Genomic DNA, 12393 nt, shown 5'->3' with positions numbered 1-12393 from the left:
AGAAGCCGAGCCGGTGAAATACTTCCTCAGCACGGCGCCGTCCGATGCCACGCTGGAACAACTGGTCTTCGTCACCAAGATGCGCTGGCGTATTGAGCGAGACTACCAGGAGCTCAAGCAGGAGTTCGGCCTCGCGCATTACGAGGGCCGCGGCTGGCGCGGCTTCCATCACCATGCCACGCTGTGTATTGCGGCTTACGCCTTTCTCGTCACCGAGCGGCTCGGTCAGGACGGCGCAAAAAAAAACCGCGCTCGACCAGAAGCGGCTTCCCTACCCGAAGGTTACCTCCCTCGCGGCAGCCGGACGGGTCCAGCGCCACGTGCCTGACTCGATTTCGACGCTGCGAGTACTCATCGCCCGCGCGATCACCGGCAGGCTTCCGCGCTGTCCCTGCTGTGGGAATGTCAAATTAACTTTGTGACACAGTAAGACTAAGTTGACCTGCCGCCACCTCGAGCGTCTCAGGGTTGTCGATGTGTCGAGATGTGCCCTCGCGTGGCGGCGCATTCGGCCGCATGCTCAGCGAGCAACCGGCGCATCGTCGCCAGCAGCACCGGTACGTCAACGGGCTTGCGCAGAAAGCCGTCGTATCGCACAAAAGCGGGCGGGCTTGGTTCAGCAGATACAAGGATAAAAATCATCTCAGCCAGATCTGGCTCGCTTCGGATGTGGCGACAGAGTGCACTGCCAGACATGTTCGGCATGCGCCAATCGGCCACGACGATATCGACGGGGGTCGCCGCCAACACGGCCAGCGCCGCCTGACCATCGCCTGCGGCTTTCACCTCGTATCCGTCGTATTCGCAGCACGCTTCCCAAGCGGCCAACGTCTCGGGCTCATCGTCCACCAACAGTACGGTCGTCATACACCACTCCTCCCCCGACGATGTCTACCGGGGCGTTCGCGGCCCCATATCCCACTGAAATCTGACTGAGCGGCGCTCGCCCCACCCTACCCTCCGCGTCGCCCAACACCCATTAACGCCTGAATCCGCGGGTCTACCGAGCACCGCCGATTCGCCACGGGCATGTAGGCGCGGGACGACCAGTCGGAGACGGTTCCGGCGCGATCACCACCCAGCAAGGATGAGCAAAAGGTCTTTCTCCTCTCGCAGAATCACCTCAACCCGTCATCGGGAGGCAGGAAACGCTATCAACGCCTGCGACGCATCACGCCCCAACATTGACGATAGTCCATTCGCCTGAGCAGCTGCGCCCGCATATGTTCACGCCGATAGTGACCAATGATCATGGTCGCCAAGATTGCGAGTACACCTGAACCGGCAACCATTCCCATCCACGACTCGGTCATAGCGAACTCCTTGCATCGCGTTCGACTGCCGTTCGAGGGTTACTGTAGATGCTGACCGCCGTTAATCGCGATGTTCGCACCCGTCACAAACCCGGCCTCGCGCGAGCACAAATACAAGACGAGCCCAGCCACCTCCGCGGGCCACTTCCAGCGCCAGCGATTTCGTGAAGCCGTCCATACCGGCCTTGGCGGCCGCGTAGATGGCCTGGCCGAAGCCACCCTTGTTCGCACACCGGCTTCGTCATGTTGAACACCGAATCGAGATTGGTCCGGATCACCGCGTCCCAATTGACCTTGTCCAGCTTCTTGAAGCTGGCGTCTCGGGTAATGCCCGCGTTGTTGATGAGGATGTCGACCGGCCCCAGGTCGTTTCTAATTTTTTGCGCACATTGCTGACAGGAATCGTAGTCGCTCACATCGACCGCATATGCGCGGAACTGTCGCCCATCAGTGACCATCCGCGTGAGCCAGCTCTCGACACCCGCATTGTTCGGTGAATAGGTGACCGCCACGGTATAACCAGCGTCAAAAAGCTTAATGCTGATGGCTTCGCCCAGTCCGCCCATTCCGCCAGTCACCAAGGCCAGTTGTTTTTCCATGCTCAATCTCCTCTCAAAGGTTGGCGGTCAACAAGGCTGGCGAGATCTCTCCCAGCCATACGGGCGAAGAGACGTGCAGCCGCAAAATCCCCGCGCGCTGCGTCGCGACGTCCAAAGGCGACCGCACGTGTCCCTTATGATTTCTTCGCGGTTCGGGACGTTTGCTCCACGGCGTGTTGCGTTGCCTTCGATGCGGCGGCAACGACCGTTTCGAAATTGCTTTCGGCAACTTCAGTTGCCTGTCGCGTGGCGCGTTGGACCGTTTCGTAGAGGCCATTAGTTGCGGTGATGGTCGACTTCAACGCTGCGACGGCGGCTTCCGACCCAGCCGGGGCGCTCTTCGCGACATCGTCGACCAGTGTTTGCACCTGCTGGTTATGCGCCTGGTATTGCACCTCGGCGAGCTTCGAGAATTGGGTTTGAGTTGCGGCCACAATCGCGAACACCTGACGGCTGTATGACTGAATCTTTTCTGCCGTTGGCTGTATCAGGCGCGCCTGCGCCGATATCAGATCTTGCGGATCGTTAGCCGGCAGCGCCTTGCCCACGTTCTCGCGGCCTTCGGCGAGCGTCGACTTGACCGCGTGGAGGTTCAGCTCAACGAGCTTTTGAAACCCGTCGAACATCACGTTGGCCACAGCCCACGACGTATCGAGATTGGATTTTTGCGCGGCGGCGAATTGTTCGGGTGACGACAAACTCATGATGAGCTCCTGAAAGTCGATTCGTCGCGTGCCCGGGGAGTTGGAAGCAAACGTTTGCGCGACGAGCCATACGTGATCGATGCCTAGTGGAAAACCTGTTGGCTCCGCTTTGCTAAATGAGAGATACGATATCGATCCGTTTCTGCGATCATGCTGCGGGGCTCGCGTCAACGACCGACGTCACCCATCCGCCATGCGGACTCTCTCTCTCTGTTTATTTTGTTCATGCCAATACGCAACTCGATAGTAATGCGGCTGGAGGAGATTAATCAACATAATTAAGTTTTTAACCGGGCGGCCGGTCCGAAAGTGGGAGGAGCCGCATATACGTGACCGAGTCGATCATCCCGCAATCCCGAAAGTACATTTCATCTGCGGAATGCGAAACGCCTCAACCCGGCATTACGGTAAAATCGCGCTTGTGCTATAAAATGTCACTTCGGTTTGACACACCGAATCTCGCAGATTTATTTCATGATCTTTGAGACTGCGTCAAATAAACTTGACAATTTTTCAACTATCCGACAATGCAACTCGATTGGCTCCAGTTATTCGATGAGTTGAAACGGAGTGGACATTTCGGCAGCGACGCGCAACTGGCAAATGGTTTGGGCCTTACGCGTTCGCAAATTTCCGCCTGGCGAAAGAACAAAAGCGATCTCGGAACACTGGCTAAAATCAAGATTCTGGATGCGTTGGGTCATGACACGCTGCACTCGGCAGTACTGAGCCTTTTTCCTGAAAAAAACCACGAAGAACTTATAAAACGGCACGAGCAACTGATTGCTCGGGTCAACCGCAGTGGACAGACACGCGATGATGCATTTTCAAATCAGCGAGAAGACGCTCTTTCGCAAATGAATTATCTCCTGGCAGCGCTCCCACCGGACGAGCGGGAACGTGTCGCCCCTCATCTGTCACCTGTATCCATGAAGTTGGGGCAGGTGGTCTATGAGCCCGGTGACCATCTGAGCCACGTGTATCTGCCAACCACGGCCATTATTTCGATGCTATACGTGATGGAAAATGGTGCTTCTGCTGAGATTGCGGTAGTTGGTCGAGATGGGCTCCTGGGCGTTGCACTATTTATGGGCGGAGAGACGATGCCGAATCGCGCAATCGTGCAGAGTGCCGGACAGGCATTCCGTCTAAGTGGCGAGATCGTCAAGCGGGAGTTTGCTCGCGGCGGCGCAATACAACGTCTCTTTCTCCGCTACACGCAGGCGCTCATTACCCAGATGGCGCAGACAGCGGTTTGTAATCGTCACCATTCAATAGCACAGCAATTCTGTCGCTGGCTATTGCTTAGCCTTGACCGTTTGGAAACGAATGAAGTGCGGATGACCCAGGAACTCATTGCGAACATGCTCGGTGTACGTCGAGCAGGCGTGACGGAGACAGCCAAAAAATTACAGGACGATGGAGTGATCCGTTACAGCCGTGGCTTGATCGAGGTAATGGACCGGCGTGTACTTGAAGAACAGGTTTGTGAGTGCTACAAGGTTGTAAAGCGCGAGAGCGATAGGCTCTTCAGCAGCCTTTGAATCGCGCAGCCTTGACCGGCAGAAACAAATCGCGATTGAGCGCTCCGCGATCAACTCCTCGGACTGACCGTCCGTCATCCGACTACGCAAAGAGTCCGCGTGAGATTCCTTCAGCATTCGGACTAGGGTATCGAAGGAGGTCATCGATTTTCGCTAAGTACATCGCGGTCTAAAAATAGAGTGGTCTGTACGGTATTGGCTGTGTATTCCGTCTAATCGGAAATCCAGGCCGCTATGTACAGAAAACTGTCAGCTTTGACCCTAACGCTTGCTCCACGCGCTTCGCCAAAGCGCCCTGCGCTGTTCGCCGGATGACAAACGTACCCCCGATTGGCCGCGGTACGTTACCGTACCGACGAATATGATGGTCACGCGCACTATCCGCCGAGAGGTGACCTTTTCCAGATCAAGACGCTCGATGCTCACTGCAGAAAGCCTTAATTAAAACTCACAATAAGGTTGGCTGTCTCTTGACAAACAGGTGATGCCCGTGTTTCTGCCCATGCTGGCTTTTGTGCCCCCTCGTTCGCGAAATCCGTTGTACATAAAATTGCAGAATCTGCGCTTTACTGCTTCCGCCTTGCTTTGCTCTCGTTTTGCCTAAGTCAACAAACAGGAGTTACAGCGACTGTTTTAAATCGATTACGCGATACGTACCGGTCCGGACAGAAGCCGTTCAATAGGATTGGAACGCGAAAAATTCGTTCGGAAAATTCTCCAAGGCAGTTTGCCACCGACGGCAAAAAAACCGTTTAGTCGATCATCAGATTTATTAGTGTGTTGTCACCGACTGATTCAATGCTGCAGACCACTTTTGCTGTGATGCTAGCCATCAGAACAGCGCCAAATGCGCATACGGAGGAACTTTGACTGATCGATCCGAAGACGGTTACGCCGAGCAATTTGCGACATGGCAGGTCAAACGATTACCGACGTCGTTTGCTAGTCGTCGCGTCTTGATCGGGCACGCAGATAAGGAAGTTGCCGATTCACTTGCATTCTCACTGCGACTCAAAGGGTCGCAAGTGTTGCATGCTCAAAGCCTTCATTCCTTGCGAGCCATCGTCGTTGCTTGGCGTCCTCACGCTCTCCTCTTGGATACGCGTCTGGACGTTGCCTCCGGATTTTCCTTTCTCCAAAGTCTTCAAGGTACGGACAGTAAAAACATGCTGCTCGTTGCAATGAGCAACAGCCGACCATTCGATGCAATCGACGCTCTGAAGGCAGCGGGTTTTGACGCACACTGTCGTCGCCCCTGTGCGACTTGGCGGATTGCAGGCCTTCTCGACGACTACTTTGCTGAAACGATGTTACATGAAATACCGTTACGACAAGCCTGAGGAAGTCCGATATTGGAAAAGATCGATCTCATTCCGCGACTATCGAGTGGGCTTTTCTGAACGAACACGCTCGGTTCGTCGCATGTGGCACTGAGGGTGGTATTAAGCAAATGCCTCAAGTGAGCCTTCGCGCGAACATGCTGCGAAAGCCCTGCATCAGAAGGCGTTGTACGGCAGCGTACCGACGCCTATTGTCGCTACAAGCAATATATCTACACTCCTCCATTCTCATTGCAAGGTCCGCCGGTCGCCTAAGTTATCCCGGCGTTTTCAGGTAAGCCGGAGTCGTGTGCATTGAAAGCGAAATCCGATATGTCGCCCAAAGACCCGTAACGTGTCGAATATGACATTGACGTTAAGCACATTGACGGCCCTGGTGTTCTGAAACGGTACGGCAACGGTGGTTTCCTCTGATTAATGCTGTTCCGCTAATACCGAATACCGAGGTGACGCGAGAATGCACCAATTTCTGTTGAATAATCATGAAAAGCACTGATTCAACGATGCCGAACGAAGTGCGCACAGCAAGCCGCGCGTGTGGCGTCCAAAGGGATAGTCGAACGTACTCATGCTTGGTTCCATCATTACCATCGTCTTCGAGTGCGCTACGAGCGACTTGGCAAGATCCATGAAACCTTCCTGAAGTTCGCCGCTTGCCTCATCTGTTGGAGCACCCTTAAGCGATCAATGCAGCCTTTTTTTGTTTGAAACCGCCTCTAAGGTAACTCGGTGAAACAATCATGGATTGTTGATGAGCGCTCTAAGTCTTGCTGAACGCAGCCAAGAGCACTGCAGCAGATTGCGATTATCGAGTTTTCAATCCGTAGACATGCACCGCTGCACTTGTCGGCTCTTTATCCGAACAGACGCCTACTTATCAACGGAGAAACCTCATGACGGCCAGTGAACTGATTGAGCACCTTAAAAATGTGATGATCGCGCTTGGCGATCCGAAGGTTGTCCTTGCCAGCGACCATCAGAGCAGGTGCGACAGCCTGAATTCGGTCGGGTTAGCCGTAGTGCTGGAACGGTCTCAAATAAACATAACTGGACGCGGCAAAAGTTCACTTCTCAGCGCGCGAAGTGTCGACACTCATCTTACAGTGGTAGTTCTCAGCGTTGACGTTTAGCGCTAGCCGAGAGATTTCCTACTGCCAGCTTGAACCAATGAAACGGAGAAGCGACCATGCGTCAACCGGACGGGATCATTGAAAGGCTCCGCGAACGGGCGGGCAATACGGTGGTGGTTGGCAGAGGTGGGATGAATGAGGAATATCGACTCCTCGACGAGCTGTGCGAAGCCGCAGATCGTATTGAGGAACTTGAGAATAAGCTTGCCGAGTGGATGAAGAGTCACCAGGTATCTGAAAGCACGTAGGACCAGTTTAGACATTCGCATGCCAATCCGGGAGCAAGAAAGCCGGGGTTGCGAAACCATCCCGCATTGACATGGCGCTGAGGTCGAGGTTACCGTGGGCACCTTTTGCCCGCACCCATGACCTTCTGTGAGCGGCGGTCAGGATCCGAGGATTTGTGGCGGCCATGGCAACCATTGAAGCTTAAATCAGCAGCAGCGAATAACGGAGCGGACATGACCGCTTTTCTCGACAAAATCGTGAACGCGATTCATGCGCAGCGAAACTGGCTCCGAGCCATGATCTGCAGCATTGGTGATGCTGTCATTGCAACGGATGCGCTCGGGATTGTCACCTTCGTAAATTCGGAGGCAATGCGGCTTACCGGGTGGACACGAGGGAATGCCTTAGGAAATCCGCTGAATAGGGTGTTAAACCTCGTCAGCGAAGACGCCCGCAACCCATTCGATATCAACGCTTCACACGCCGTACGCATAGAAGCGGGGACGCAGACATCGCCCCGCGCGCTGCTGGTTGCGAAAGATCATAGCGTATTGCCGATTGAACACACTATCTCGCCCATTTGCGATGCAAAAGGAAAAGTCGTTGGAACCGTGGTGATTTTTCGAGATGCATCCGCGCGCACTCAAGAACAGCGGCTTCTGGACGTCGCGCTGCGTTACGACGATGACATCATTGCCACAATACGAGAACCGTTTCTTGTTCTTGATGACGAGTTCCGGGTCAAAACAGCGAACATGGCGTTCTACCGCACCTTCCACGTATCACAAGACGAGACTGAAGGGGAAAGCATCTATAACGTGGACGGCGGCCGTTGGGATGTGGTGCCCTTGCGCGCCATGCTCGACGACGTTCTCGCGCACGATCAACTGGTGGGCACTTGCCGCCTGAACAACCTCCGCCTCCGGAATGGCAAAAGTGTCCTGTTGCTCAGCGCCCGTCGCCTGGAAGCAGCCAGCAATGCGCCAAAGTTCATTATGCTCACAATTGAGGATATTACGGACCGCTGGCTGGCTGAGGCAGCTCTGGAGACATCCGAACTTAACTATCGCCGGCTGTTTCAAAGCGCCAAGGACGGTATCCTCGTCCTAGACGCGATCACGCTCGCAATCATAGACGCTAATCCATTCGTGACGGAATTGGTGGGCTACTCGCGCGAGGAGCTTTTGGGAAAGGAGCTTTGGGAAATTGGGTTCTTTGGAGACAAGGAGTCAAGCCAAGCGGTGTACCGAGAGCTGCAAGAGCGCGGTTATGTACGTTACGACAATCTTCCCCTCGAGACGAAGAATGGTAAGCGCGCCGAAGTGGAATTCATCAGCAACGTGTATTTAGTTGGTCAACGCGCTGTTGCCCAGTGCAACATCCGGGACATCAGCGAACGTTCCGGGATGCAGCGAAAGCTAGAGGAGCAGGCCGAGGCGTTAACCGATCTGCACCTGCGTAAAGATGAGTTCCTGGCAATGCTAAGCCACGAATTGCGCAACCCGCTTGCCCCGATTGCAAACGCAGTGCAGCTCTTGCGCATGCGCGAATCTGACGACTCGATTCGGCAGCGAGCCAGCATCATCATCCAGCGTCAAGTCGTTCAACTGACACGGTTGGTGGACGACCTCATGGAAGTGTCCCGCATCACGACTGGCAGGGTCGTTCTACGAAATGAAGTGGTCGCCGTGAACGACATTGTCGAACACGCGGTGGAGACCACACGCCCCTTAATGGACCAGCGCGGTCATGCGTTTCTAGTATCGCTATCACCAAACCCTATCTGGCTACGCGCGGACCCCGCGCGACTGGAGCAGGTCATCGTCAACCTGCTTACTAACGCTGCAAAGTACACCGATGAGGGAGGTCGCGTTTGGCTGACCGTCGAGCACGAGCAGGATGAGTGTGTGATCAGACTGCGCGATACAGGGGTTGGTATTGCGCCTGAGCTGTTACCGCACATCTTCGAGTTGTTTGCGCAGGCAGAGCACTCGCTTGCTCGATCACGTGGTGGGTTGGGCATCGGATTGGCCCTTGTGCATCGGCTCGTAGAAATGCACGATGGCCGCGTTGAAGTTTTCAGCAGGCCGGGCCGAGGCAGCGAGTTCGTCGTCCGGCTCCCTGTTGTGAACGCCCCCGCTCTGAAAACCAGCTTGGTCCCCACTGACACCGTCGGAATGGCAACGCACGTGCTGCGGGTCCTTGTTGTGGATGACAATGCAGATACAGCTGACAGCCTGTCACTTATCGTGGAACTGTCGGGACACGACGTGCGCACAGTTCATGACGGGCTTGCCGCAATACGAGAAGCCGATGAGTATCGACCGGATGTGGTCTTGCTGGACATCGGGTTGCCAGGACTCAACGGCTATGAAGTGGCGACCTGGATACGGCAGCAGAAGAGACTGACCAATGTCGTGCTGATTGCTACAACTGGATATGGACAAGAGTCGGACCGACAACTCGCGTTAAAGGCCGGCTTTGACCATCATTTGGTCAAGCCGGTTGACTTTGCCAAAATACAAACAATCCTGGAGACTGCAGCAACGGGCTACGCGACCTCAACACCGGTCGTCTGAGTAGGCATCCTCGCTAAGGCCGTCGCCGTCGCTTCGTGACACATCGCACCGGAACAGGGCTCGCGTCAAGCGGTAAATATAGTTGGATTGGGGTAAAAGCTCAGGCTTCAAGATTGACCGTCGATTCCTGCCCGCAACTGCCTTTGTTGCCGCGGAGTACGCTGGATCGATCAGTAGTATTGCAAATGGCGTAGCTAAATTACGCTCAAGGTGACCGAATGATGCACGAATTCTTGTTGAATAACCGCGCAGCTTTGATTGACCGATGCAGGAGTAGAGTCGCTCGACGATCTGGCCGCACGGTAAGCACGGAGCACCTGCAAAACGGCGTTCCATTGTTCCTAGATCAATTGATTAAGACGCTTAAAATCGAACAGACAAGTGATCCCCTGACCCCCGTTGAAAATCACGGCCTATCGGCCAGCGAACTGCCCCCGGACGACGTGGACCGATCAGCTGCAAAGCACGGGCGCGAACTTCTGCTTCTCGGATTTTCGATCGATCAGCTTATACATAGTTATGGCGGTCTGTGTCAGGCGATCACGGACCTCGCTTGTGAGCGCGGGGCGCAATTTAAGGTCGATGAATTCAGAACGCTCACCCGCTGCCTAGACAATGCAATAGCGAGCGCTGTTGTCGAGTACACCATGCAGCGTGATGCCGCATCAGCGCATAACACCGCGCTCGATATGACCGAAAAGATAGAGTACTTGGCCGACGATCTACGAAGCCGTCTCGGGACCGCAATGCTTGCTTTTGCGGCCGCGAAGGCCAGCAATTTAAGTCTTAAGGGTGCAACTGGCTCGGTGCTCGAACACGGCCTATTTGAGCTTCGCGATTTGATCGATCGAGCGCTAGCCGAGACACGCTCAACGTCCGGGCGCTCCTCCTGCGAAGAAGTGTTTTCCGTCGCTGAGTTCATCGAAGAGATCAAATTTGCTGCAGAGCTGGCTGCACAGGTACGCGGATGCTCGCTCCTTGTTACAGCCGTTAGTCCAGACCTTAATGCCAGGGGGAATCGAGACCTGCTATATACAGCTCTCGGAAGCCTGGTGCAAAACGCGTTCAAATTCACCCGTGCACACACTGCGGTATTTTTGAATGTACATGCAGCGGCGGACCGCATCATGATCGATGTCGTTGATCACTGTGGCGGCCTGCCTAAAGGGGATACAGAAGGCATATTTTTGCCTTTTACACAGAGCACTAATGACAGAAGCGGACTTGGCCTTGGCCTTGCTTTTGCCAGAAAAAATGTCGAACTGAATGGAGGAAGCCTTACCGCTCGCAACATGCCCGGAAAAGGTTGTGCCTTTACGATTAGCCTTCCTCTTTACGGTGGCCCGTTACCTGGTAAGGGAGGCGGTCATTCCCTCTGAAACAGACCGAGAGCACCGTACCTATCGTTAGATTCAGCGCCGGGATTCAAGACCTCATGGGTGTGCACACCTTGCAGCTAACGTCGGATGAACGTGTTTCGGAGATTTCGTGACTGAGCAGATCCGCTAGCGTGCGATCGTCAGGCCGACGGCCTCAAGCACCCACTCACTAGTTCCACTGTGTTAACAAATTATTCGATTTTCCGGCCGCAGCACGGGCACCGCTCGAGACGGGCAAGCAGCGCGGCAGCAAGCCCCATCGCAGCGTTGTAATGGAGTCCGGCACATGGCGCTGCTTACGCAGGGGCGCCCCGGGGCCGGAAGCCTTCGGGTAAGGAAGACACTTTGCCGGGTAACCGATAAGCTGGAGTTTTTTTTTGCGCCACCAGGCGCTCGGTGACGAGAAAGCTGTATGCCGCTATGCACAGCGTCGCGTGGTGATGAAAGCCGCGCCAACTGCGTCCCTCGAAATGCCCCAGGCCAAGTTCCTGCTTGAGCTCCTGGTAATCACGCTCAATACGCCAGCGCAGTTTTGCGAGTCGCACGAGCTCCTTGATTGGTGTATCAGCCGGCAACGTACTGAGGAAGTACCTGGTCGGCTCGACTTCTTCCCTGGGCCACTCGACGAGCAGCCATTGCTCCTCGAGGGTGTCAGCTGGCTGGGCTGCGCGGGAGGTGCAGTGCACCCGTATTGCCGCAAAGCGCGACGACAGGGCGGCGTTGGTGCCTTCACGCCATGTGAGCGTGCGAAAGCGCCGCGACGGTAGCTGCATGGCCAGCTCTTTCGCCTGCAATGGCGCTTGAGCTTGCATCTGCAGGCTGACCGCGCCTGTTACCCCGACCACATACGTGAAGCCCATCGCTGTGAGCTGCTCGCGGAACTCGGTGCCTGCCCCGTAACCGGCGTCGGCGATAACCAGTTCGGGCAACGATTCCACCTCGGCGAGATTTTCGAGCAGTTGCAGCGCGAGCATCGGCTTGGTGACGAACTCAAGCGCCTCGGGCACTTTGCCAGCCTTACGACGGTCTGCGTCATCGGCCCAGCTTTGCGGCAAATACAGCTGATAGCGCACCGGCAGACTGAAGCGTTCATTTGCGAGCGAGACGCTGACTGCGACCTGGCAATTGTCCTGTTTCCCGAGCTGGCCACAATATTGCCGAGCGACCCCGACCGAGTGCTTACCCTTCTTCGGAAAGCCGGTATCGTCAATAATCAGCGCCTCAGGCGAACCCGCGCGCCGGCTTACTCGCTCAAGTACGTAACCGCGCACCGTATCAAGCACCGCCTGATCAGACCACGGTGCATCGGCTACAAAGTGATGCAGGCGCTGGTGTTCCGAGCGCACCCGGTCCGGTGACAGATGCGCAGCCATGGGCTCAACGCTCTTGCGTTTGACCGGCAACATCAAGCCCGTACAGTAGCCACGAAAAGGCTCGACACGATCAGCGTGCCCAAGCGACTGAGCCATCAGGGACACATACTCCTCGAATCTCTTCGAAGTAGTTTCCATCGCTCTCCTCACAATGTGCTTGAAGATAAGCGAATCATGCCTTATTTTGTAACACAGTGGTACTAG

Annotated in this window: 10 protein-coding genes and 2 pseudogenes; 7 read left to right on the top strand and 5 right to left on the bottom strand. The window is 55.3% G+C overall.

Annotated features, from left to right (window positions below; all coding sequences use genetic code 11):
- The coding region (locus ACMX25_RS40170) for a transposase (RefSeq protein WP_414955205.1) at positions 1–328 on the top strand (328 nt) is incomplete at its 5' end.
- A gap of 134 nt (positions 329–462) precedes the next feature.
- Here the strand turns inward: ACMX25_RS40170 and ACMX25_RS40165 are convergent.
- From ACMX25_RS40165 to ACMX25_RS40150, 4 genes and pseudogenes are all read right to left on the bottom strand, one after another.
- Complete coding sequence (locus tag ACMX25_RS40165) at positions 463–867, bottom strand: response regulator (RefSeq protein WP_414955365.1); 405 nt, start codon at positions 865–867, stop codon at positions 463–465.
- Between the two features lie 485 nt (positions 868–1352).
- Positions 1353–1532: an SDR family oxidoreductase gene (locus ACMX25_RS40160; RefSeq protein WP_414955364.1), complete on the bottom strand. Its 180-nt coding sequence runs from the start codon at positions 1530–1532 to the stop codon at positions 1353–1355.
- A pseudogene (locus ACMX25_RS40155) lies at positions 1510–1879 on the bottom strand (SDR family NAD(P)-dependent oxidoreductase); the annotation flags it as partial. The pseudogene ACMX25_RS40155 and the gene ACMX25_RS40160, both read right to left, overlap by 23 nt.
- Before the next feature lie 167 nt (positions 1880–2046).
- Positions 2047–2616: a phasin family protein gene (locus tag ACMX25_RS40150; RefSeq protein ID WP_414955363.1), complete on the bottom strand. Its 570-nt coding sequence runs from the start codon at positions 2614–2616 to the stop codon at positions 2047–2049.
- A 527-nt stretch (positions 2617–3143) separates the two neighbouring features.
- Between ACMX25_RS40150 and ACMX25_RS40145 the strand changes: the two genes are divergently transcribed.
- The 6 genes and pseudogenes from ACMX25_RS40145 (at position 3144) to ACMX25_RS40120 (ending at position 10816) form a co-directional block, all read left to right on the top strand.
- Complete coding sequence (locus ACMX25_RS40145) at positions 3144–4160, top strand: Crp/Fnr family transcriptional regulator (protein WP_414955362.1); 1017 nt, start codon at positions 3144–3146, stop codon at positions 4158–4160.
- An 866-nt stretch (positions 4161–5026) separates the two neighbouring features.
- Complete coding sequence (locus ACMX25_RS40140; RefSeq protein WP_414955361.1) at positions 5027–5500, top strand: DNA-binding transcriptional response regulator; 474 nt, start codon at positions 5027–5029, stop codon at positions 5498–5500.
- 552 nt (positions 5501–6052) lie between these two features.
- Positions 6053–6208, top strand: a pseudogene (locus ACMX25_RS40135) (IS5/IS1182 family transposase); the annotation flags it as partial.
- 478 nt (positions 6209–6686) lie between these two features.
- On the top strand, positions 6687–6878 hold the full coding sequence (locus tag ACMX25_RS40130; protein WP_414955360.1) for a hypothetical protein: 192 nt from the start codon (positions 6687–6689) through the stop codon (positions 6876–6878).
- Between the two features lie 213 nt (positions 6879–7091).
- The gene (locus ACMX25_RS40125; protein ID WP_414955359.1) at positions 7092–9437 is read left to right on the top strand and encodes a hybrid sensor histidine kinase/response regulator; all 2346 of its coding nucleotides are present in this window, start codon (positions 7092–7094) and stop codon (positions 9435–9437) included.
- A 218-nt stretch (positions 9438–9655) separates the two neighbouring features.
- The gene (locus tag ACMX25_RS40120; RefSeq protein ID WP_414955358.1) at positions 9656–10816 is read left to right on the top strand and encodes a sensor histidine kinase; all 1161 of its coding nucleotides are present in this window, start codon (positions 9656–9658) and stop codon (positions 10814–10816) included.
- Positions 10817–11112: 296 nt separating this feature from the next.
- On the opposite strand, the gene ACMX25_RS40115 is transcribed toward ACMX25_RS40120, so the two are convergent.
- Positions 11113–12327: an IS701 family transposase gene (locus tag ACMX25_RS40115; RefSeq protein ID WP_414955357.1), complete on the bottom strand. Its 1215-nt coding sequence runs from the start codon at positions 12325–12327 to the stop codon at positions 11113–11115.
- Positions 12328–12393 lie beyond the last annotated feature (66 nt).

The sequence above is a fragment of the Caballeronia eucalypticola genome (assembly GCF_047608185.1).
Classification (GTDB): Bacteria; Pseudomonadota; Gammaproteobacteria; order Burkholderiales; family Burkholderiaceae; genus Caballeronia.
The sequence above is the reverse complement of the archived record's forward strand: the minus strand, read 5'-3'. Positions and strand labels throughout refer to the sequence as shown.